Consider the following 23,009-nt stretch of genomic DNA (forward strand, 5'->3'; position numbering starts at 1 on the left):
AACGCGCTGGCGCGTACCGCCAATCGGGTGTTGGGTACGCCACTTTCCGCAACCACCTGGCCCACGTCCAGCTTGTCGCCTTGGTGCTTGAGCAGCGACTCGGTGTTGGCAATGGGCGGCTTGTAGGTGGGCGCGGGTACGGTGGAGCAGCCGGCGAGCAGCAGGCCGCCGAGCAATACAGCGATAATCGGGAATCCCTTCATGGCATGGTCCTCAGTCGAAGGCATGCTTGTCGGCCAGCTGCTTGAGCGCGTTCCAGGTCATCTGGTCCACGGCCGTGTCAATCGCATCCAGGGGCTGCATGGCGGTGAGGCCCATCGGCGCGGAATGGTTGCCGATGGTTGTGTACAGCGCATGCTTGACGGTGGTTTCCGTGGTCTGTCCCGCACGCGTATAAGCAGCGGTATACACGTAGCCGTCGGTCACCATGCTGCCAGCCAGGCCGAAGGTGAGGCCGGTGCCAAAACCCTTGGCGGTGGCGTTGTCAGTCAAAGGGATGTTGTCGATGGTGATCTTCAGGGTGCCCACCGGGTTGGCCTGTGCGGCAGTTGATACGTTGCTGAACAGCCCGGATGCGGATGCCACGGACAAGATGCGTGGCTCCATCTGAGTGGTCGCCTTTACGTTGGCATTGCCCTTGGTGCGGAACTCGAACAGCACCTGCACGGGCTGTGGAGTCGGTACAACCGGAATGTCCGTCTTGGACACCGTCGGCAACTTGGGATCCACATACATCTTGGCGGAAAGACAGCCGGAGAGCGTGACGCTGGCAAGAACTGCGAGCAGCAGCGCGCGAGCCATGCGCGCGCTGGCGATACGGTCGATCATCAGTTTTCCCCTGTAGTCACTCTGTGTGAGTGCGGGCCGATACTGCCGGAATTGATCGGGCTTGCCTATCTGCCGATAGGATAGGCAACGGAAGAGCGCAAGCCGCAAGGTACCTTGGGTGCGCCCGGTCAAGAGCAGGGCCCTGCGCCGTTGCTGCTCATCGACCGGTGCAGGCATGCTGGTCCGGTCTGCTTTCGATGCCGAGCGGACGCGTTCTGCACCCTCATCCGCGAGAACTTTTTGCATAAGGACGTAGTCTCATTTCCGTCATTCGATGCTGATGCGCTTCTGGACTGAGGCGAGCTGGCGTCTATTGCGCCCAGCTCATGCAAAGGACGTTCGCTGGTGGAAAACGGGGCTACAGCTGAAGCTCGCCACGTGTCGATCCGGCGGATCGTGGCGACCTCGTTGGCCATCGTTTTCCACTTGGCGTTGCTCATCGCGCTCTTGCGACCGGTAGCTCCAGACGTCGGTATTCCCGGCTACGACGACGATCAGGCCACGCTCAAACTTCGATTTGTCTTCTTGTCCCCACTGGCGTCGACGACACCCCCATCGCCTTCGGCACGCTCGGTCCCCATTGGGCAGGCATCAGCGAAGGGGAGGCCGCCTCCGCAAGCCATGCCCATCGCGCCCATGGCTATACGAAAACACGAGGCAGGTGTAGTGAGTGCTTCGGTCCCGCCTGACGCGTCCAGTCCGTCTCTTATTGAGCAACACTGGGCCGTCCTTCCAGCCACTGGAGATGGCGGGTTTAAAAATCGGATGGCTGATGCTCAACAGTTGCAGCGCGTTCGCGGTGTGCCCGGCTCCGGCAGGAGCATCGCGCCGGGCGTTGAATTGGCCGACCCTATGGAACAAGGAATCGGTTCGTTGATGCGGAACACAAAACGCCTGCTCGGAGTAACGGATCGCCATTGCATTGATGTCGATGTTTGGCGGCACATGAGTGAAGATGAATTGATCGAGCGGCACCTCACCTCAGCGGACGTAGAAAACGCATCCGCAAAGTACAGCTGTGACCGGCCGCCTGGGCTACATTTTTAGGCCCGCTTGCGACTCGCCGCACACCTTTCTGGGCGGCAAGACTGGGCCATAGCAGCACGATGAACAGCACCGTGCGTTGCTGAGGCCGCGCTGGAACGGTGTTCAGCGGCCACCGTAATCCGCAGCGGCAATAACGTTTTTGCGCCGGGCGTGCTCAGCGCGCGGCCAGTGCTTCCAGGCCAATGCGAATGGCGTCCGCCGAGGTGGCCGCGCCAAGCCGGCGCAGCAGGCTGGCACGGTGCATCTTGACGGTTTTTTCCTCGATGCCGAGCAAGGCCGCAATCTGCTTATTGCGATGTCCGGCCACCATGTTTTCCAGCACCTGCTTCTGGCGCGGCGTGAGCGCGGCCACCAGCGTTGCGGCGTAATGGGCGTGGGTGCCCGGCGGCGGCGAGGGGTCGCCGGATACGTCCATCTGCGAGCCGAGGTAATAGCCGATGCTGCCATCCGCCGCGCGAATGGGCGCGACCATCACCGCGTTGTGGAACATCGAGCCATCCTTGCGGTAGTTGCGCAGCACCGTGAGCACCGGCGTGCCCTGCGCAATGGCTGCGCGTAACACGGCGCGGCGATCGGGTTCGGTGTCCGGGCCGCCGAGGAAGCGGCAGTTGCGCCCCAGGATCTCCTCTTTCGGGTAGCCGGTGAGCTGGCTGAAGGCCGCATTGGCACACACGATCGGGTGGCCGGGAAGGTGTGGGTTGGTCACCACCGTGGCAATCGGCGAAAGCTCGATCGAGGCGAATAGCGAGCGCTCGAATTCGGTGTCATGCATGCGGGGGATTCCTGATCGTGCGATATGGCCCTCAGCAGTGTACGGTGCAAGCCGGCCATTCGGATTCAGGGGGGGGGCGCTCCGCCGCTCCCGCGTACAGGCCGCACCCGGTCGGCGCGGGCCAGTACAAGCGCTAAGGAAGGTCCGATTAAACGACGTGTGGTGGGTTGCCCCTGCGAAAGCAGAATGCCAGCGCCCCCGCGCTCGACCGCCTGCCGAGGCGGGATAACCCGCCCTTGGGCTGTTGAGAAGTGCCTCCCGCTTTCGCTGGGATGAGGATCAACATCAGAGCATCCCAGGCACTCGTACCGGCCGTTGCGTCAGTGCTTGCCGCCACTCGCTTTCATGGCGGCGAGTGCATCCAGCAGCGCCTGCCCGTTGGGCGAGCCCAGGCCGGTGCAGGCATCCCAGCCCGTGGTCGCCTTGAACTTGCCGTTGTTGCCTTGGGTGATGTCGCGGAAGGCGCTGGTGCCGATGGTGTAGAAGGCGGTATGCGGGTCGCCCAGGCTTTGGCCCAGCTGCTGGTTGAAGCGGGCGATCAGGGCGGCCCACAGCGGTGCCACGGCGCTGGTGCCGCCGATCACTTGCTCCTGTCCATCCACGCGTACCTGGTAGCCAGTGTTGGGGTCGGCATCGCCAGCGACATCGGGCACGCCGCGTCCGGCGAAACCCTGGGCGCCAACGGGCACCTTGGCGTTGGCCTGCCAGCTGGGGAGGGCGAACTGCGTGCTGATGCCGCCGCCGGTGGCGCCCTCGTTGCTGGCCAATTCGTTCCACACCGTCTCGCTGCCGATGGTGCCGCCATTGGCCACCAGCCGGGTGCCGCCGCAGGCGAGCGCGTACGGGCTGGACGCGGGGAAATCCACATGCGGCTGCCCGTCGCTGGCGCCATCGGTAAAGCCGCTGTCGCCGCAGGCCACCGTTATGGTGAGCCCCAGCGCTACGGCGTCTTGCATGGCGCTCTCCATCGCCGCCAGCGAGGGCGCGCTCCAGCTGTTTTCCGGCCCACCCCAGCTGATCGACATCACCGTGGGGTGATTGGCGGTGTCGTGCGCGGCCTGTGAAATGGCCTCGTAGAAACCCTGGTCAGTGTTGGGTGCGAAATACACCGCCAGGTTCGCGCCCGGCGCCAGCGCGCCGATCACTTCCACATCCAGCATCACTTCGCCATCGGCGTCGCCACCGGGCTGGCTGCTGCCGCCGGCTACGGATACCACGGTGACGGCGGGTGTCTTGGCGATGCCCAGCGACTGGATGTACTGGGTGAAGTCGCTCTGGGTAAAGCCGCCGCCCAGTTCGATCACGGCCACGGTCTGGTCGCTGCCGTCCAGCGTGGTCGGGAACGCGTACAACTGGCCCAGCTGCAGCGGTGTATAGGTCACCGAGGGCTGCGCCGACGGGCGCCGAAAATGGGGGCGCGCTACCGGCCGCCGGTCCAGGCCCAGCACGGCGATGACTGCGGGCGCCACGCTGGCGGGCAAGTTGGGCGGCTGGCGACAGCCGATCATTTCGGCGCTGCCATCGGCGAACTGATAGCGACCCAGCTCCACCCCGAACGCCTGTTGCAGGGCCTGCGGTGTGCCGCGCAGATGCAGCACGCGGCGATGGGGATCGCAGCCGGTTTCGCTCAACCCGTGCTGGCGGGCGAAGCCACGCAGTGTGTCCACGTCGGCCGGGTCGGCACCCCACTGCGCGGCAAAGGCCTCTCGCGTGGGTCGCGCCTGCGGCGGCCATGTTGCTGGCGCCGGGTGTGCGCCGCGTCGCCGCAGCACCACCGTGACGTCGAGTGGCGCGGTGGCCTCGTGCGGCCCGAGATAGCGAGCTTCGGCGGCCAGCGGCCAGTGGTTGCGAGGGAACGAGGCGGTATTCATGGGCGGGCTCCTGTGGCGCGGGTGGAGGGTGAACCGGCGTATGTGTCAGTGGAGTGTTTGGCCGCCAGGGCCGTTCATGCATGGTGCGGTTTGGCTGTCTCACCCGCCGCGTCAATCCGCCCCGCCCGGCGCGCGGGCCACGTAGCGCTAAAATGGCGAAATGTTTTGCCCCAGAGGCCTGCCATGAGCTATCCCGCCGTTCGCATGCGCCGCATGCGCCGCGATGCATTCTCCCGCGCGTTGATGCGCGAACACACCCTGCTGCCCAGCGACCTCATCATGGTGGCCTTCGTGATCGAAGGCGAGGCGCAGCGCGAGCCGGTGCCATCCATGCCCGGGGTGGAGCGCCTGTCCATCGACGAGCTGCTCAAGCTCGCCAGTGAATGCGTGCGCCTGGGCATTCCCGCGCTGGCGCTGTTCCCCTCGCCGGGCGCGGCGGTGAAGAGCGAAGACGCACGCGAAGCATGGAACCCGCAGGGTCTGATGCAGCGCGCCACGCGCGCGCTCAAGGCGGCTTATCCGGAGCTGGGCCTGATCGGCGACGTGGCCCTGGACCCCTACACCACCCACGGCCAGGACGGCCTGATCGATGAGCACGGCTATGTGATGAACGAGCCGACCATCGAGGCGCTCATCAAGATGTCGCTGGCCCAGGCCGAAGCCGGCATGGATTTCGTCGCCCCCTCGGACATGATGGACGGCCGCATCGGCGCCATCCGCGACGCGCTGGAAGCGGCCGGCTACATCCACACTCGTATCCTGGCCTACTCGGCCAAGTACGCCTCGGCGTTCTATGGCCCGTTTCGCGACGCGGTGGGTTCGGCGGGCAACCTGGGCAAGGGCAACAAGCACACGTACCAGATGGACGTGGGCAACAGCGACGAAGCGCTGCGCGAAATCGAGCTGGATATCGCCGAAGGCGCCGACGCGGTCATGGTGAAGCCCGGCATGCCCTACCTGGATGTATTGCGTCGGGTAAAGGATAGCTTCGGCATGCCCACCTTCGTTTACCAGGTGAGCGGCGAGTACGCCATGCTCAAGGCCGCCGCGCAAAACGGCTGGCTCGACGAAAAAGCCGTGGTGCTCGAATCGCTCACCGCCTTCAAGCGCGCCGGCGCCGACGCCATCCTCACCTACTTTGCGATCGACGCGGCGCGTTGGCTGCGCGGGGAATAAGCGGCTAAGGCAAAGCCCATCGAGCGATGGGCTTTGGGTCGATGCGTGGCTGGCTAACCAAACATATCGCTGTCGGCCTCATCGTGTAGGCGTGGTGCCAGTGGCATGTGTCGGGACAGTGAATTGTTTGAGCGGGTTGCCGTGCGGCGCCCCCATCACGCACGCTGGCCGTCCGCCGCAGGGCGCGAATCCATGCCGTAGAGTGCATCGATCTCGGGCGGAAAGGCGGCGTAGGGCACGTGCAGCCATTGCTCCACGCTTTCGGTAAAGGCATTGAGCATCCACCAGCCGAGCCATAACGGCACCGGCAAGGGCGAGAGCAGTTTGCCGCGTGGTGTGGATAGCTTGTGGCGAAGACCGGCGGCCCAGTCGCGCTGCGGCTGCGTGGCGCTTTGCCAGCGGCTGAGGCGCGGTGCGGGGAGTGCGGGGGCGGGGAGGTGTTCCGGGCCGTCGGCCATAAAGCGTTGCAGGTAGGCCCACAAGGCACGGGCGGAGCGGTCGCCATCGAACAGGCCCAGGTTGCCGCAGGCCATGCAGATTTCGCGGGGCGGGGTTTGCGTGTGATCCACACCGATCAGATACAGCGGATGACGGCTGGCGTAACCGTTGGCTGAGAGAATGGGGATATAGCCGGCCAAACCTTCCACCTGATCCCAGTCCAGCGTGTGCAAGGTCTTCTTTCGGGGCGGCACGTAGTAGAGCTTGCGGGTGCCGCGAGGGAGGCGGATGTAGGCGCCTCTGTCATTTCCAAAGACAAGCTTTGTTCCCCAGTAGGAAAGGAAAGCCATTGATGGTCCGGCGAGAGCCATCATTATCCACGCGCGGATTGGCGTGTTTGGACGTGCGCGTACATCAGGCAGCACCAGGCAGCGCTGACGCCGCGTATGTCTACGGGTCGCACGGTGCTGCTGGGCTCACCCGCGCCGCCTTGCGGTTTGCGTTGGAGGGCGGCATGCATCCCGTCGTCGGTCCCGCTTAGGCGTACTGCGCGATGCCGTTGCCGAATGACCAGTTTTCCTTGGCGGTTTCCAGCAGGTTGATGAATACGTCTTCGGGGCGCAGACCCGGTTCCTGGGCGAGCAGTTCGGCGGTGCGGCGATAGAAGGCTTTCTTCTGTTCCACCGTGCGCGAGTTGTTGCAGGCGATCTGGATGATGACCAGATCGTCGGTGCGCGCAATGTCCAGGTAGCCGGGGTCGTAGTCGAACTCCTCCGCTTCGTGTTGGTGTACCAGGATGAAGCGATCATTGGCGGGGACGTTGAAGACCTCGGTCATCGCGCGATAGATGCTGTTGCGGATGGCGGCGATATGTTGGGCGGGCTTGCCGCGCCGCAGGCTGATGCGAACGAGAGGCATGGTGGCGATCCTTGGGGCTCAGGGTTGGGATACATGGCCGACCGCGTACCACGCGTGAGGATCGGCGGGAGCGATGGGGGGCGTGTCGTCGAACAGGCGCAGGCGCACCTGTGTCCAGGTGGTCGGTTCGAACGCGCTGACGCCGGCGATGGCCTGACGCTCGACATCGCGTTGCAGGGCCTCGCGCTCATCGCGTCGCCGTGCGTCGAGCGGCGTGTGCGGTGCGATGGGCAGGATTTCGCGCGTGGCAAAGCGCGCATGTCGCGCCTGCGGCGGCAGATAGGCGTCCGCTAGGAGCCAGCAGCGAATCGAGGGCCAGCCGAAGTCCCCGGTGAGTGCGGCAAAGCCCGGCCCACCGAGAAAGCGCTGCATGGCCTCGCTGTCGCGCCATACATAGAACGGTGCGTAGAGGTTCTCGGGACCATGCGCGCCGCGCTCGGCGTAGAGGTAAGCCTTGAGGTGCAAGCCATCGAAATGGTCGAACAGCGGACCTTTCTCGGTGATGCGCTGGCGGATGATCGCCATGTCGTAATCCGCCGGCAGTGTGAAGCTGTATTGCATGGCGATCATGGCGCGCGCTCCGCCCCGATGCCGTCGAACAGCACGCGGCGGGTGCGTTGGGCCAGCACTGGCGGCATATCGCCGAAGCTGCGCTGGCCGTGGTCGGAGCGGACGTTCATGCAAGGCCCTTGACGTGAGTTGACGCCAAGGAGCGTACGGCGGAGAGTATCGTTCTGAAAATCGAATTATTCAGTACATATCGTCCTTAAAAACGGGATCATGGCAATGCGACGGGTCACCTTTGACCTCGAGGTTTTGCGCAGCTTCGTCACTGGCGTGGAGCTGGGCAGTTTTGCGCGCGCGGCCGACCGGCTGGGGCGCTCCACCTCGGCGGTCAGCGCCCAGCTGAAGAAGCTGGAGGAACAGGCGGGCGCGCCGATGCTGCGCAAATCCGGGCGCGGCCTGGTGCTTACCGAGGCGGGCGAAATCATGCTCGCGTATGCGCGGCGCCTGCTCGACCTCAACGATGAAGCCGCTGCCGCGTTGCTCGGCGGCGAACTGGAAGGTTGGGTGCGTTTGGGCTTGCAAGAGGATTTCGGCGAAAGCCTGTTGCCCGCCGTGCTGGGGCGGTTTGCGCGTGCCCACCCGCGCGTGCGGGTGGAGGTGCGCATTGCGCGCAATGTGGAGTTGCTCGAACGCGTGGCCTCGGGCCGCCTCGATCTCGCGTTGGCGTGGGAGGCGAACGTGAGCACGCCGCACGTCGAACGCCTCGGCGAGTTGCCCATGTGCTGGATTGGCGCGGCCGGCCAACCCCTGGCTTGGACGCGTGAGCAGGGCGAGCCGCTGCCGCTGGTGATGCTGGAGGCGCCATGCCTGATGCGCAGTGCGGCCACCCACGCGCTCGACCGCGCGCAGTTGCCTTGGCGCATAGCCTTTACCAGCGCCAGCCTGGCCGGCATATGGGCCGCGGTGGCGGCGGGATTGGGCGTGTCATTGCGCACGCCTGCGGGCTTGCCGGCCAGCGTGCGTGCGCTGGCGCCGCGTGAGTACGGCTTGCCGACGCTGGGCCAGCAGGGCTTGTGCCTGCATCGCGCCGATGCCGAACCGGCGCCGGCGGTGGCGCGTCTGGCGGACATTCTCACCCAGCAATGGCTGGGTCTGCCGTTGGCGGCCTGAGATAAATCTGCGCGCGTACCCGAACGGGGCAGGCCGTCGTCATCCGCGCCGTGGAATAATCGCTCTTCCCCGAATGGAGTGTGCGAGTGGATAGCCACCATTTCCTGGAAACAGCGTTGGTCTTTCTGGTGGCGACGGTCATCGCGGTACCGCTGACCAAGCGCTTCCGGCTTGGCTCGGTGCTGGGCTATCTGCTGGCAGGCATTGTCATCGGCCCGCAGGAGCTGGGCCTGATTTCCGATACGTCGGGCGTTGCCACCATCTCCGAGTTCGGCGTGGTGCTGATGCTGTTTGTGATTGGCCTGGAGCTGTCGCCGCAGCGCCTGTGGGTGATGCGGCGGCAAGTGTTCGGCACGGGCTTGTTGCAGGTGCTCGCCACCAGCCTGGTAATCGGCGTGGCGGCGTATTACCTGTTTGGCCTGAGCGTGAACGCCGCCACCATCGTGGGCGGCAGCCTGGCGCTTTCATCCACCGCATTCGGTTTGCAGATTCTCGCTGAGCGCAAGGAGGCCGGCACGCCCTACGGGCGGCAAGCCTTCGCCATTCTGCTGTTTCAGGATCTGGCGGCCATTCCGCTGATTGCTGCCGTGCCTCTGCTCGCCAGTGCGTCGACCAAGCATGGTTTCGATGGCATGGCGGTGGCGCGCACGGTGGGCGCCATCGTGGCGGTCATGGTGGGCGGCCGCTATCTGTTGCGTCCGGTGTTCCGTTTCGTGGCCAAGGCGGACACGGTGGAGGTATCCACCGCCACGGCGTTGCTGGTGGTGATGGGCACGGCATGGTTCATGGAGAAGGTGGGCGTATCCGCCACGCTCGGTGCGTTCCTTGCTGGCGTGCTGCTGGCCGATTCGGAGTACCGCCACGACCTGGAATCGCACCTGGAACCGTTCAAGGGCCTGCTGCTCGGCTTGTTCTTCATCAGCGTCGGCATGTCGATGGACGTGATGTTGCTGGTGCATCAGCCGCTGCGCGTGGCGGCGTTGGTGGTGGGCCTGTTGCTTATCAAAGGCACGCTGCTGTGGCCGCTGGGGCGCGTGGTGGGCGGGTTGGATCGGCGTGACTCGTTGCGTCTGGCGGCGTTGCTGGCCTGTGGCGGCGAGTTCGCCTTCGTGGTGTTGAAGCTGGCGCAGGAGCAGAACCTGATTACCGGCGAGCAGCATGGCTTGCAAGTGTTGGCCATCACCTTGTCGATGGCGCTGACGCCGTTACTGGTGACGCTGCTGGGCAAGGTGCTGGTGGCCAAGCCCAAGGCCGCGCGCGCGTTCGACACCATCGTGGCCGATTCGCCGCGGGTAATCATTGCCGGCTTTGGTCGCATGGGCCAGATCGTTGCGCGTGTGTTGCGCGCGCAGGACATTCCGTTTGTGGCGCTGGATCACTCGGTGGAGCAGATCGATCAGGTGCAGCGCTTTGGCAAGTGGAACAATATTTTCTACGGCGACCCGGCGCGTCCTGAGTTGTTGCGTGCCGCGCAGGCCGATCAGGCCAGCGTATTCGTGCTGGCGGTGGACGATCCGGAGGCGAGCCTGCGCACCGCGCGCGTGGTGCGGCGCATGTATCCGGACATGAAGATCCTCGCCCGCGCGCGCAATCGCCAGCACGCGTGGCGATTGATGGATCTGGGCGTGGAAATGCCGGTGCGCGAGACGTTGTATTCCAGCCTCAAGATGACGCGCCAGACGCTGGAGCTGCTCGGCATGTCGCCCGAACTCGCCGCCGATCGGGTGGAGCGCTTCCGCCGCCACGACGCCGAGCTGCTCAAGCGCCAGTACCTGGTGTACGACGATGATGCGCGCATTGTGCAAACTACGCGTGAGGCGCTTGCCGACCTCGATCAGCTGTATCAGGCCGATACCGAGCCGGACGCCACGGCGGAGCGCGACCGCCCGACGAACGTCACGCCGAGCGATCAGGATGTGACGCGCTGAAGGAGCGGGGACCGCCGCGCAGCGTCAACGCTACGCGGCGATCGGGCGGGACCGTTCAGTCCGCCGGTTGCGCCGGCTGGCGCAGCATTTGGCGCACGCTGGGAATGGCCGAGCTGCTGCGTGCGGCCAGTTCGTGGGCAATGTCCACATAGCCGATGGCGCGCGCCACGTCGGCGGCGGTGCGGCCGAAGGCGTCCATGGCCTGGCGGTCGGCGCCACGTGCGAGCAACACGCGCGCGGGCGGCAGCAGGGCATGCATGGCGCAGGCGTGCAGGGCGGTGACGCCGCGTTGGTCGGCGTGTTCCATCGTTGCGCCTGCATCCAGCAACACCGGCACCAGGGCGCCGATGTGGGTGGCGTCGCACTCACTGCCCGGGCGCAGGTGCGCACCCAGCAACAGCAACAGCGGCGTCTTGCCTTCCTTGTCGGCCAGGCTCACGTCCGCGCCGCGCTTGAGCAGCGCGTCGAACAAGCGGCGCGCGCGCAGACTGTCGTTGTGGGTAAAGCCGAACTGTGCCGCCGCGTGCAGGGCGGCGTGGCCGCGACTGTCCACGGCGTTGACGTCGGCGCCGCCTTCCAGCAGCTGTTCGGTGATCTCGGGGTAACCCATCGCGGCGGCAATCATCAACGCGGTGGCTTCGCCCGGCAGGCGCTGATCGATGGCGGCACCGTTCTGCAGCAGCAGGCTGACCAGCGGCTCGCGGCGGGCACTCACGGCGGCGGCGAGGGCGGTCATGCCATTGGTGGCGGCCAGCGAGGTATCGGCGCCCTTGTCGAGCAGGAGTGCCGCGACTTCGCGATGGCCGGCGCCGCAGGCGTGCAGCAGCGCGGTGGCGCCCTGGTGGTCGCGGGTATCGACCGCAAAACCGAGGTCGAGCAGGCGCTCCACCGCAGCGAGCGCACCGGCGGCGGCGGCGGGCGGCAGATCGTCGGCGCGCAACGGACGCGCCGGGCGTTGCCACTGGCCCCAGTTCAACCAGCGCTCCACCTCGCCATGCTCCAGCGCCAGGCCCAGTGGCGTTTCGCCGCTGGCGTCGATGGCTTCCGGGTCGGCGCCATGGGCCACCAGTGCACGCACCAGCGGCAGCGCGCGTTCGCCATGTTCCAGCGCGGCGAACAGCGGCGTGCGGCCGCTGGTGTCGCGGGTATTGGGGTTGCAGCCGCGCGCCAGGAGCGCCTGCAACAACGGCAGGTGGCCGAAGGTGGCGGCCAGATGCACCGGCGTGCGTTCGCGCGCATCGACGCCGAACGGATCGGCGCCGCACTCGAGCATGCTCAGCGGCAGCGTGGCGCCTTGCGGGCTGTCTTCGAGCCGCAGCAGCGCCTGGGTCAGCAGGCCCGCGCCGGCGGGCGTGGCGCCCGCTTCCAGTAAGTCTTCCACGGCCTCGGTGGCCGCGGGCAGCTGTTGCAGCAGGGCATCGAACAGGCGTCGGCCCAGCGGCGGCAGCTGCGGCTCGTGGCCTTCGCTCACTTCGGCATCGTCGACCAGCTGCGGCTGCAAGCGGGCTTCCGGCTGAAGTGCGTGATCGAGCAGCCAGCGGCGCGCGGCTCGCTGGCCCGGCGCGGCCAGGTCGAGATAGAGCTGGGCGAGCTGGGACTGCGGCCACTCGCGCACGCGCGCGGTGAAGGTGGAAACGATGGCCCAGTGACCGAAGCGCAGCGCATCGAGCAGGTGCGTCGGGGTATCCGCGCCATCGGGCAGCACGTCCATGCCGAGGCTGGCCGGCAGTGGCGTTTCCGGATCGAGCAAGGCGACCAGATCCCAGCGACCGGCCGCTGCAGCGTGATCGAGCGCGCTGCGGCCATCGCTGCCGATGGTCTTGGGTTCGGCGCCAAGGGCGAGCAGGGCGCGCACGGTCTCGGCATAGGCATGCGGCGATTGGCAGGCGAGGGTGAGCGCATCGCGGCCATGGCTGTTGCGGGCGCGTGCGTCGGGTTGTGCTTCGGCCAGTAGCTTGACGATGCCGACGGCGCCGGCGCGTGCCGCTTCCATCAGCGCCGTGTTGCCGTGGCGATCAGCGATGTTGACGTCGGCACCGGCGGCGAGCAGGGCGCGCGCGATCTGTTCGTGGCCTTCCGCGGCGGCGGTCATGAGCGCACTGCGATGGCGTGCGTCGACGGCATTCACGGCGGCACGATGCTTGAGCAGCAGCTTGACGCCCTCGGAGGTGTCATCGGCCACACCGGCGGCGGCCACCAGCGCGGGCTCGCTGTCCGCTGGCGTGGGCTTGGCGCCGCGTTCCAGCAGAAATTTGGCAACCGGCCAATTGGCGGCGCGGCAGGCCACCGCGAGCGGACTGAGGCCCGCCCGGTTGAGCGCGTTGATGGGGGCGCCGGCATCCAGCAGCATCGCCGCCACCATCGGTTCGCCGCTGAGCACGGCGCCATGCAGCGGCGTGTTGCCTTCGGTATCGGTGGCGAGCGGGTTGGCGCCGTTGGCGAGCAGGGTCATGACCGCTTCGGCGCGGCCGTGCCAGCTATCGCGCGTAGCGGCCAGCAGCGGAGTGAGGCCGCCGCTGACGCGATTGACGTCGGCACCCTTGGCGATCAACGCGCGCAGCAGGCGCAGATCGGACGGCAGCGCCGCCAGCGTCAGCACCGGGCGCTGGTCGCGGTCGCCCGGTGCGGGCGCGGTGTTGGGGTCGGCACCGGCTTCCACCAGGGCGAGCGCGCGCTCGATGTCGCCATCGCGGGTGGCGGCGAGCAGCGCCTGTGCCTGTTCGGGCGTGCCGGCAGTGCGTTCCTGCTCGCTCAGCTGCGGGGCCTGCTTGGGGGCGGACGGTGCCGCGCGTACCACCGGCTCGACCACGCCCGCCGACGGCTGGCGCAGCGGGCGACGGCCCTCGCACAGGAGCGCGCGCAGCGTGCGGTTGGCGATGACCAGGCTGCCAAGCGGCATCAGCACCACGCCATAGATCACCAGCGCGGCGGTGCGCAGCTCCGAAGGCAGCACGCCGTAAAGCCCGGTGAGTGCGATGGCGACGAAGGCCAGCACCAGCAGCGAGAAGGCGGCGGGCAGGAAATGGGTAAAGAAGCGTTCCTCGCGTGACAGATGGCGGCCAAAGGCGATGCTGCGCGCGGTGGCGGTGAAGATCCACGAGCCATCGCTTTGCGCGGGGTACGCGTCATCCCACACATAGACCAGGCCGAACGACGGCCACACGCGCCACAGCGCCGCGAGGGCCACCACCAGTGCGCCGGCCAGCAGCAGCGCTCCGCCCAGGGTCGGCGCCTGGTTGAGCTTGAGCATGGGCCACGCCACGAGCGCGAACACCAGTACTACATAGCCGGTGAGCATCACCAGGTAGGCGGCGCCGCGCCGCAGCACGGTGCGGCCGAAGCGCGGCTCCGGGTCAAAGCCGATTGCGTGGCACACCGCCGCCATGGTCAAGGCGTTGGCGATGAGCAGGGGAATCAGCGCGAGCGGGTGCGCGCCGAAGGCGGCGATCGCGGTGGCGATCAAGCCGGGAACGAACCACGCAAGGGCTTGGATGAACGGAGGCGGGCGACGCGTTTTTGAATAGGCCATGGGCGCGGAGTATAGGAATCGTGGCAAGGCCAGACGGTAATCCGTTGTTAACGGCGGCGAGGATCGCCGGCTTCAGGAGTCGTGACTACGATCCGTCGGCGCACTTCGATAGGCGGGATGATTGGCCGAGGCCAGGGTTTCGTTGGGCGGCAGCTGCAAGTGCCAGCCTTGCGTGAGCAAGTGCTCCAGCACGGCCTTGGCGTCCTCCTGCGGCAGCTTGCGCTCGTCGGTGAGTTCCACCTCCAGCGCAAAGCGCATCTCGCCCAGCATCAAGGCGAGCGATTCGGGGATGCGGCCAAAGTCATCGCGCTTGGCCAACCACAGGTAGGTATTGGGCTTGCGCTGGCTGGCGTAGACAAAACAGTGCATGGCTTGCATGACGGCACCCGTCGTCGGAATCGGTAGGAGAGTACGCACAGGCAACGGCGCGGCGATTCGCAAGGTTAGCAGCCTGGGTCGTGCACGTCCCCTTCGTACGCCATTCGCGTCGATCTGCATGCATTGCATGACGATCGGCGTCGATCGGCATTGATCGGCGTAAGACTTTGCTGCATCCGCACTTGCAAGCCCTGCTGCGAGCCGGCACAGTGCCGGCCAGGGGTGTTAAACGCGCGTATGAAATGTGTGTGTTTATCGCCAGTCCCCTCGTTATGACCCGAGTCAGATCAACGATAAGCAGGAGCAATGCTGATGCAGATGTCTTTCCGTCAATTTTCACGTGCGGGTCGTCCGCTCACGCTTGCGGCACTGAGCCTGGCGATCCTTGGCGCCATTGCTGCACCGCAGCAGGCGCATGCCAGCGCGTTCCAGCTTCATGAAGACAGCGCTGCGGGCATGGGCCGCGCGTATGCCGGTTCGGCCACGGCTGGCGGCGATGTGTCGGTGGTTGCCAACAACCCTGCAGCCATGGCTGACCTCAAGGGCACCTATTTCCAGGCGGACGTTACCGCCATCAACTTCGGCACCAAGTTCAGCGGCTCGGCCGTGGACTCCCAGGGTCGCCCGATCAGCGGCGGTAACGGCGGCGATGCCGGCACCACCATGCCGGTGCCGGCACTGTTCTTCGCCACCCAGCTGTCGGACAAGTGGCACGTGGGCGCGGCCTTCACCGTGCCGTTCGGCTTCCAGACCGAGTACGACTCGAACTGGATCGGCCGCTACAACGCCATCAAGTCCAAGTTCACCTCGCTCGACGGCACCCTGTCGGTGTCCTACAACGTGACCGACGACTTCGCCCTGGGCGTGAGCGGCATCGCGCAGAAGACCTCGGCCGAGCTGACCAGCGCGGTCAACTACAACGGTGTGGTGCTGGGTATTCTCAACCAGGCTGGCCTGGGCGCCCTGGCGCCGGTCATTCAGCAGCAGATTCCGCCGGGCTCGGACGGTATTGCTCGCATCAAGGGTGATGATTGGGCTTACGGCTGGCAGGTTGGCGCTTATTGGAAGGCCACCTCCAACGACCGCTTCGCGCTGGCCTACCGCTCCAAGATCTCGCATTCCCTGGAAGGCACCGCCAACTTCACCGTGCCGACCAATGTGCAGGCACTGCTGAGCAACCCGCTGGTGACCGCGCTGCTGGGTGGCAAGGGCACGCCCTTCACCCACACCGACGGCACCGCGCCGTTCACCACCCCGGCCGTGGCCACCGCCAGCTACTGGCACCAGGCGGAGAAGTTCGGCCTGGGTATCGACGTGTCCTGGACCAAGTGGGACGTGTTCAAGAACCTCACGGTGAACTACGCCAACCCGGTGCAGCCGCCCACCACGGAAGTGTTCAACTGGCGCAACACGTGGTACGCCGCCATCGGTGGTGACTACTACTACAACGACAAGCTGACCCTGCGCGCTGGTATCGCCATCGACACCACGCCGACCTACTCGGCCACCCGCGATCCGCGCGTGCCCGATTCGACCCGCCAGCTGGTGTCGGTTGGCTTGGGTTACAAGGTCAACGAGCGCTTCCTGATCAACGCCTCGTATGCGCACATCTTCGTCAATCAGGCGCACATGCAGTCCACCAGCTCCACCGGCGACGTGCTCACCGGCAGCTCGGACGACTACGGCAACCTGCTGTCGCTGTCGGCGCAGTACAAGTTCTAACGGCGGCCTGGCCGCACGACGAACCGATAATAAAAAACCTCCCCGCGCAAGCGGGGAGGTTTTTTTGTGCCCATCGCCGGGCCATCGATGACGGCCGAGCGATAGCTCAGCCCAGTCGCATCAACAGCTTCAACATGCGCTTGAAGCGCGGGCCGTAGGGGGGATTGAGCATGCCCGCGCCATTGAGGCGCGTCTGGCGGAACACCGGCTTGAGATGCGAGAACGTCTCGAAGCCCGCCTTGCCGTGATAGCCGCCGATGCCCGAGGGGCCCACGCCACCGAAAGCGAGCCCGTGTTGCGCAATGTGGTACAGCGTATCGTTCACGGTGACGCCGCCGGCCTGGGTGCGTTCAAGTACGCGTGCAATGGTGGCGCGATCCTGCTCGAACAGATACAGCGCCAGCGGTTGCGGGCGCGAGGAGATATAGCTCAGTGCCTGATCCAGCGAGTCATAAGGCAACACCGGCAGCAGCGGGCCGAAGATCTCGTCCTGCATCACCGCCATATCGTCGTTGACGCCCGTCAGCATCACCGGCGCCAGCAGGCGGCGCACCGGCAAATCGCTGGCGTCGCTCAGTGGTTCCACACGCGCGCCCGCTGCCACCGCGTCGTCGCGCAACTTGGCCAGGCGCTGGTACTGGCGATCAGACACGATGGAGGCGTACTGCTCCTGCCCGGCCAGGTTGGGGTAGAGCCGCGCCACGGTTGCGCGTGCCTTGTCTACAAACGTGTTGAGCTGTTCGCGCGGCACCAGTACGTAGTCCGGGGCGATGCAGGTCTGGCCGGCATTCACCAGTTTGCCGAACACGATGCGTTCCACCGCGTTATCCAGTCGCGCGCCGGGGCCAATGATGGCTGGCGACTTGCCGCCCAGTTCCAGCGTGACCGGGGTGAGGTTGGATGCTGCCGCACGCATCACATGATGACCCACGGCGGTAGAGCCGGTGAACAGCAGGTGGTCGAACGGCAGTGAGGAGAACGCCTGCGCCACCTCGGCGTCGCCGGTCACCACCGCCACTTCGTCAGCGGAGAAGTAACGCGCTATCTGTTCGGCGAACAGCGCCGAGAAACGCGGCGTGTACTCGCTCATCTTGAGCATCACGCGGTTGCCCGCGGTGAGCGCGTCGATCAGGGGACCCACCGCCAGAAAGAGCGGATAGTTCCACGGCACGATGATGCCTACCGCGCCGCGCGGCTGCGGCAGTACCGTGGTGCGCGCGGGCAAGAACACCAGATTGGCGAGGCCGCCGCGTGGCCGCATCCAGCGCTTACCGTGTTTGAGCGAGTGGCGCAGATTGGAGAGGCTGGGATACAGCTCCAGCAGCTCGGTTTCTTCCCTGGGGCGGTGGCCGAAATCGTCGCTGATCGCCTGGGCGAAGGCCTCGCGCTGCTCAGTCAGCAGGCGCTGCAGCGTGCGCAGGCGGGTGGCGCGCACGCTCCATTCGGGCAGCGGGTCGCGCGCATGCGCCTCGCGCTGGCGCAGCAGGGTGGCATGCAGGGAAGGACTGGGCTCTTTCATGGCAAGGCAACCTGTTTGGAATCTCCCCGCCGCCCGCACCGGGATCGGCGAGCGGGCAGCGCTGGGAGGAAAAAGAGAGTGTATGCCGATAAACCACCCGGCGACGCTCCCAGGCGGCGGCCACAGCGCAGCACCGTGAGCGCCAGGACGATAACGAGCGGAGGATCAGAATTTGGCGCGTAGCTCGACACCCCACATGCGCGGCGGCGTAATGGTGGCGAACGGGGTGCCGAACACGCTGGTGCTGATGTTGTTCACGCCGGTTACGTAGCGCTTGTTGAAGATATTGCTGCCATACAGCGCCACGCCCCAGCGGTCGCCAGGCGCATGCCAGTCCAGGCGGGCATCGGTACGTTGCTGGCTGCTGCCGATCTGGAAGTTGGGACTGATGTTGCATTCGCCCTGTAGCTGCGAATCGGCATTGCAGCGGGTCTTGCCGCGATACGCCTGCGAGACATCGAATTCCAGATCACCATGGACGACGTTGTGCCAGGTGTAGGCCAGCGAGAGCGCGCCGGAAAACTTGGGTGCGCCGGTGGGCTGGCCGGTGAGATCGGTGCCGTCGGGCGCGACCGCCTTGCGATAGGTCGAGTCGATGTAGGCGCCCATAAAGTTCACGCGGAAATCCCGCAGCGGTTGCCACTGCACTTCCAGGTCCAGGCCCTTGGCCTCCTGGTTGCTGCTGTTGACGATGTAGATGGGCACACCCGACGCGGGGCTGTTCGGGTCCAGCGCCAGCGACTGCATGTTGTCGTAGCGGTAGTAATACACCGAGCCATTGACGATCAGGTTCTGATCCGGGAACAGACTCTTGATGCCTGCTTCGTAATTGGTGACCTTCTCCGGCTGGAAGGTCGAGCCCACCTGCACGCTGTTGTAGCCGCCCGCCTTGTAGCCGCGGGTGACAGAGGCGTAACCCATGACATCCGGCGTGAATTTGTAGCTCGCCACCACGCGCGGACTGAAGTTGTTCCAGGTGTTGCTGGCCGCCATCGGCATGCCGACGGCGGTGGGAAAGATCACGTTGCCGCCGAACGCGGCCAGGATCAGTTGTGCTTCGGGCGGCAGGATGCCGTAGATGCCGCTCTGCTTGAGCGCGGCGATGGTGGCATCGAACTGCGGCGCGCTGCGCGGCATGTTGTACCAGCTGAAATCCTTCTCATCGCGCGTGTAGCGCAGGCCGGTGGTGAGATCGAAACGATCGTTGATGTGCCAGATCACGTCGCCGAAAGCGGCGTAGGCCTTGAAGTTGCCATCATTGCTGATGGCCTCGTGCCACGGATCGCCCAGCAGGGTGTAAGGCAGGCCAAAGGCTGCCAGGCCCTGGCTGATCTCGGTGAGCGGTGTACCCACGCCATAGATATTCTTCGCCAACGTATCGAGGCTGTCGGTATTGATGTTGGTCTGGCTGGTCTGCCGTGCCTGCTCCTGGTAGTAGCTGACACCGCCCACCCAATCCATCAAGTCGGTGTTGCCCTGGAGTTTGAATTCCTGGTACCAGCTGTTGTTGTGTTCGATGTTGGTGGTGTCGAGATAGCTCACCACATGGTTGGTGCCGTCGTAGTCGCCACGGTTGAACGTGTCGAAGCCGCGCCAGGCGGTGGTGGAAACCAGGCTGCCCCAGCTGAAGGAGTGATCGATCGACAGCGTGACGCCATCGAAGCGGCGCTTCTCCAGCGCGCCGATAGCGTCGTTGTACAGCGGTGCATGCAGCGGGTTGAGGTAGGTCGACGGGTCGGCCGGGAACGGCGGACGCTGGTTGGTATCGTTCGATAGCGGAATCAGGCCAATGGCGGGGGCCGGCGGCTGCTTGAGTTCCTCGTGATCCCACGATACGAGCACGCGCGTGTTATCGGTGATGTTCCAGCGATACACCGCACGGGTGCCCCAGTCGTCGTCCTTGCCGTAATGCTGCCCGGTAGCGGCGTCCTTGATCCAGCCATCGCTCTGGTTGTCGAGCACGCTTACGCGTAGCGCCATGTCTTTATTGATCGGAATGTTTACCAGCGCATCGGCGTAACGGCGGCCATCGTTGCCGATGCGCACGCGCGCCTTGCCTTCGAACTGGTCGGTGGGCTCGTTGGTGACGATGGAGATGGCGCCCGCCGCCGCATTGCGACCGAACAGCGTGCCTTGCGGCCCCTTGAGCACTTCGATGCGTGCGATGTCGTTGAAGGCGAGTAGCGAACCGCCGGAGCGGGCGGCATACACGCCGTTGATATAGATGCCTACCGCCGACTCGGTGCCGATACCGAAGTTGCTGGTGCTGATGCCGCGCAGTTCATAGGTAGGCTGGGTGGGCTGGGTAGCATCGATCACCAGGCCCGGCACGAAGATATCCATCTTGCTCAGGTCGGTGGCTGCCAGCGTATCGATCTGCTTGGCGGTGACGATCTGCAAGGGGATCGGTACCGATTGCACTTCCTGGCTGCGGCTCTGCGCGGTCACCGTGATATTGCCGAGCAGCTTGGCCTTCTCGGGGTCGGCTTGCGTGGGGTTCGCCGTGCTGGCGTTGTCTTGCGGTGCGCTTGCCGCTTCGTCGGTGGCGAAGGCGGCAAACGACGTGCTGCCGAGCAGCAGGGTGGTGCCGCCCAACAGCAGGTGGCGCAGACACACGGACAACGGACGTGGACGGATGGTCATCACAAGCTTCTCCCCTCGATAAGAAAGGCCGCGGCCCGAAAGCCGCGGCTTGCTGCTCAGTTAGTGAATCGCCACGCAGCCCCCCGACTGCGCGGCAATCCAAGCCTTGATCAGTGCCACACCTTCGCGGTGCACCGTACTGCGTCCCAGCTCAGGCATCATCACGCCGGGTTCGGCCGACTCCATGCGGTAGGGCAGGATGGAGTCGGCAGGCGCGCCCGGCACAATGTCGAACAGATGATCGCCCGTACCCCGGCCGGCCGCGACCGGCGGCTTGCAGAGGCCCAGGTGACGATCCTCGGGCGCGCTCACATCCAGGGTGAGTGCCGTGGTGTTGGCCGCCCCCTTGGGGTTGTGGCAGTGCCCGCAATTGATATCCAGATAAGCACGGGCGCGTGCATCGAGCGAGGCGTGCTCATCCATCCAGTTAGCGTTGCGCGGTGCTTGGGCCGGCGCTGGAGCACCGGTGAGGTAACCCACCTTCATCAAGTGCGCCAACTGGTTTTCCTCGCCGTCGGTGTAGTGATAGTCGCGATTGAGGTGACGAGCCTTGGGGCCGATGGGGTGGATCTTGCGCGATACCCAATCCTGCGCGTGGCAACTGGCGCATTGGCTTTCATCGGGCACGACGTAGTTGAAGTCTTCGCGCCCACCGTCGTCGGCCAGCAGGGTGAGTGGAATCACCGCGCCGGTGCGGGCCAGCAAGGCGTCGCTCTGGTCGTCCTTCCACACATACGGAATCGCCGCCCAGCCCGACTCGCGATGCACCAGGATGCGCGTTTCAATAAGGTGCACGTGCGACAGATCCAGCCCTTCTCCCGCAAAGTCACGTGAGCTGTCGTAGGTGCGCGCTACATCGCTGAACTTGCCGTCGGCGCCGCGCGGGTAATAGAACGTCTTGCTGATAATGGTGCCCACCGGAAAATCGAAGGTGTCGGTGGCGCTGTATGTGGCCGACGTACCCTTGGGCATCCAGATGGTGCGCAGCTTGTGCGCGTAATCGGTGAACAGCGGCGTGTTGAGGTCGTACGGCACTACGCCCTGGTTGAGCACCAGTTTGCCGTCATGCACTTCCACCACATGCCAGTCGCTCAACGTGGGCGGGCGCCCGTCGGCCTGGAAGGCCACCGGGTCCATATCCCGGTGGCACGCGGCCAGCAACATCAACGCAAGCACCAAGCCAGCGCGAAAACATGCACTCATCGACATCAACGACGATCCTCAGGCCTTCGGTTCGGGATTGAGCACCACCGGCGACAGTTTCGGCAGCGTGCACTGGTAGGGCTTGGTATCGGTGCTGGGGTTCTTGTAGTCGTGTGGGCCATCGGCATTGATGACGCCCACGTCGCCGTTCTGGATGCAGAAGCGGTCGCCGTCCGGCGGCAAGCCGTTCACCAGGGTCTTCTCGTCCACGTAGCCGTCCCACAGGATGTCGGGGAACTTGCCGTTGAGGCCGAATACAGCGGTCTTGAGCGTTTTCAGCTTGAGTCCATCCGGTGAGTCGCCGCCGCCTTTGAAGCGGTTGTCGTAGATGAAGATGCCTTTGGGATAGGGGTTGTAATCGGCCGCCACGCCCTTGGTGTTGTAGTAGTTGGTGGAGAAGTAGCTGGAGATGATCACGTTCGCCGTCTGGTTGTCGGCGATGTCGTTATCGAAGATCTCCACCTTGTCGTTGGAATTCACCACCACGCCCGCGCCACGCGGTACGCTGGCCACGGCGGCGCCCTTGGCGGCGAAGTTGTCGGTGTTGTTGGCGAACACCTTGTTCTTGAACACGCGCGAGCTATGGCCCGCCTGCGACAGGTTGGGCATGTTGAACACCAGAATGCCGCCGGTGTTGTTCGTGGTGATGTTCTCGTAGACGTCGGCATTCACCGAGTTCTCGATCTCGATGCCGGCCACGTTGTACTCGGCGCGATTGCGGCGTACCACGATGTTGTTGGACTGGCCTACGTAGATGCCGGCATCGGAGGCGCCGATCACCACGGAGTCTTCCACCAGCACGTTCTGCGTCTTTACCGGATACAGGCCGTAGGCGCCGTTGGTGGTCTTGGGGCCGCCGGTCCATTCCACGCGCACGCCGCGAATGGTGATGTTCTTGCCTTGGTTGATCTTGAGCGCATCGCCCTTGGTGTCTTCCAGGGCGAGGTTCTCGATGGTGAAGTCATTGGCATTCACCAGCAGGCCTTCTGGCCCCACCACCTGGCCCTTGAACGAGAGCACGGTCTTGTCCATGCCGGCGCCCTTGATGGTGACGCCATCGGTACGCAGGCTCAGGCCGCGTTGAAGGTGATAGTGACCGGCGGGAATGTCGATGACGCTGCCGGGCTTGGCATCCAGCAACTGCTCCTGGAGCTTGGCCTCGAACGAGGCGTCGGTGCTGCTCTGCGAGGGTGCGGATTCCTGGCTGCACGCGGCCAGGAGCAACGGCAGGATGACGGTAAGCGTGGTCTTGCGCATGGTCGCCTTACTCCCCGGTAATGGCTGTCTGCTTGACGCATCACTGTCACGGAAAGGTGAGGGCGCCGGGGAGGGCCGCAGGAGCGGCGAAGGGGGGTAAATC

The 23,009-nt window shown here is 65.3% G+C and carries 17 protein-coding genes; 4 read left to right on the forward strand and 13 right to left on the reverse strand.

The window, feature by feature from the left end; translation table 11 throughout:
* The 4 genes from JHD67_RS15450 to JHD67_RS15465 all read right to left on the reverse strand — a co-directional run.
* A partial coding sequence (locus tag JHD67_RS15450; protein WP_199100123.1) for a hypothetical protein occupies positions 1 to 203 on the reverse strand: 203 nt, incomplete at its 3' end.
* 10 nt (positions 204 to 213) lie between these two features.
* Entirely contained in the window at positions 214 to 828 is a 615-nt protein-coding gene (locus JHD67_RS15455; protein WP_199100124.1) for a hypothetical protein, read from the reverse strand.
* 1,201 nt (positions 829 to 2,029) lie between these two features.
* Positions 2,030 to 2,647, reverse strand: coding sequence for a LuxR C-terminal-related transcriptional regulator (locus JHD67_RS15460; RefSeq protein WP_199100125.1), 618 nt, complete (start codon positions 2,645 to 2,647; stop codon positions 2,030 to 2,032).
* A 320-nt stretch (positions 2,648 to 2,967) separates the two neighbouring features.
* The gene (locus JHD67_RS15465) at positions 2,968 to 4,518 is read right to left on the reverse strand and encodes a S53 family serine peptidase (protein WP_199100126.1); all 1,551 of its coding nucleotides are present in this window, start codon (positions 4,516 to 4,518) and stop codon (positions 2,968 to 2,970) included.
* A gap of 183 nt (positions 4,519 to 4,701) precedes the next feature.
* Here JHD67_RS15465 and hemB point away from each other — a divergent pair, with 183 nt between their 5' ends.
* Positions 4,702 to 5,694, forward strand: coding sequence for a porphobilinogen synthase (hemB, locus tag JHD67_RS15470; RefSeq protein WP_199100127.1), 993 nt, complete (start codon positions 4,702 to 4,704; stop codon positions 5,692 to 5,694).
* Positions 5,695 to 5,849: 155 nt separating this feature from the next.
* Here the strand turns inward: hemB and JHD67_RS15475 are convergent, their stop codons facing one another.
* The 3 genes from JHD67_RS15475 to JHD67_RS15485 form a co-directional block, all read right to left on the reverse strand.
* The gene (locus JHD67_RS15475) at positions 5,850 to 6,482 is read right to left on the reverse strand and encodes a DUF6708 domain-containing protein (protein WP_199100128.1); all 633 of its coding nucleotides are present in this window, start codon (positions 6,480 to 6,482) and stop codon (positions 5,850 to 5,852) included.
* 187 nt (positions 6,483 to 6,669) lie between these two features.
* A complete protein-coding gene (locus JHD67_RS15480; RefSeq protein ID WP_199100129.1) occupies positions 6,670 to 7,050 on the reverse strand; it encodes a tautomerase family protein in 381 nt (126 codons plus the stop codon).
* Between the two features lie 18 nt (positions 7,051 to 7,068).
* The gene (locus JHD67_RS15485) at positions 7,069 to 7,620 is read right to left on the reverse strand and encodes a DUF4865 family protein (protein ID WP_199100130.1); all 552 of its coding nucleotides are present in this window, start codon (positions 7,618 to 7,620) and stop codon (positions 7,069 to 7,071) included.
* A gap of 216 nt (positions 7,621 to 7,836) precedes the next feature.
* On the opposite strand from JHD67_RS15485, the gene JHD67_RS15490 reads away from it, so the two are divergent.
* Both JHD67_RS15490 and JHD67_RS15495 read left to right on the forward strand, forming a co-directional pair.
* Complete coding sequence (locus tag JHD67_RS15490) at positions 7,837 to 8,727, forward strand: LysR substrate-binding domain-containing protein (protein WP_199100131.1); 891 nt, start codon at positions 7,837 to 7,839, stop codon at positions 8,725 to 8,727.
* A gap of 86 nt (positions 8,728 to 8,813) precedes the next feature.
* Positions 8,814 to 10,655, forward strand: coding sequence for a monovalent cation:proton antiporter-2 (CPA2) family protein (locus JHD67_RS15495; protein ID WP_199100132.1), 1,842 nt, complete (start codon positions 8,814 to 8,816; stop codon positions 10,653 to 10,655).
* A gap of 55 nt (positions 10,656 to 10,710) precedes the next feature.
* Here the strand turns inward: JHD67_RS15495 and JHD67_RS15500 are convergent, their stop codons facing one another.
* Positions 10,711 to 14,184, reverse strand: coding sequence for an ankyrin repeat domain-containing protein (locus tag JHD67_RS15500; RefSeq protein WP_199100133.1), 3,474 nt, complete (start codon positions 14,182 to 14,184; stop codon positions 10,711 to 10,713).
* 72 nt (positions 14,185 to 14,256) lie between these two features.
* Positions 14,257 to 14,553, reverse strand: a complete 297-nt coding sequence (locus tag JHD67_RS15505) for a YcgL domain-containing protein (RefSeq protein ID WP_199100144.1) — start codon at positions 14,551 to 14,553, stop codon at positions 14,257 to 14,259.
* Positions 14,554 to 14,874: 321 nt separating this feature from the next.
* Here JHD67_RS15505 and JHD67_RS15510 point away from each other — a divergent pair, with 321 nt between their 5' ends.
* Positions 14,875 to 16,284 (forward strand): outer membrane protein transport protein, encoded by a 1,410-nt coding sequence (locus tag JHD67_RS15510; RefSeq protein ID WP_199100134.1) that lies wholly within the window; start codon positions 14,875 to 14,877, stop codon positions 16,282 to 16,284.
* Between the two features lie 106 nt (positions 16,285 to 16,390).
* On the opposite strand, the gene JHD67_RS15515 is transcribed toward JHD67_RS15510, so the two are convergent.
* From JHD67_RS15515 to JHD67_RS15530, 4 genes are all read right to left on the reverse strand, one after another.
* Complete coding sequence (locus tag JHD67_RS15515; RefSeq protein ID WP_199100135.1) at positions 16,391 to 17,803, reverse strand: coniferyl aldehyde dehydrogenase; 1,413 nt, start codon at positions 17,801 to 17,803, stop codon at positions 16,391 to 16,393.
* Positions 17,804 to 17,968: 165 nt separating this feature from the next.
* Positions 17,969 to 20,446 (reverse strand): TonB-dependent receptor, encoded by a 2,478-nt coding sequence (locus JHD67_RS15520; RefSeq protein ID WP_199100136.1) that lies wholly within the window; start codon positions 20,444 to 20,446, stop codon positions 17,969 to 17,971.
* Between the two features lie 60 nt (positions 20,447 to 20,506).
* Positions 20,507 to 21,655: an SO2930 family diheme c-type cytochrome gene (locus tag JHD67_RS15525; RefSeq protein WP_199100137.1), complete on the reverse strand. Its 1,149-nt coding sequence runs from the start codon at positions 21,653 to 21,655 to the stop codon at positions 20,507 to 20,509.
* Positions 21,656 to 21,667: 12 nt separating this feature from the next.
* A complete protein-coding gene (locus JHD67_RS15530; RefSeq protein ID WP_199100138.1) occupies positions 21,668 to 22,906 on the reverse strand; it encodes a parallel beta-helix domain-containing protein in 1,239 nt (412 codons plus the stop codon).
* Positions 22,907 to 23,009: the final 103 nt, after the last annotated feature.

The sequence above is a fragment of the Dyella sp. ASV21 genome (assembly GCF_016428975.1).
In the GTDB taxonomy this organism is placed as follows: Bacteria; Pseudomonadota; Gammaproteobacteria; order Xanthomonadales; family Rhodanobacteraceae; genus Dyella.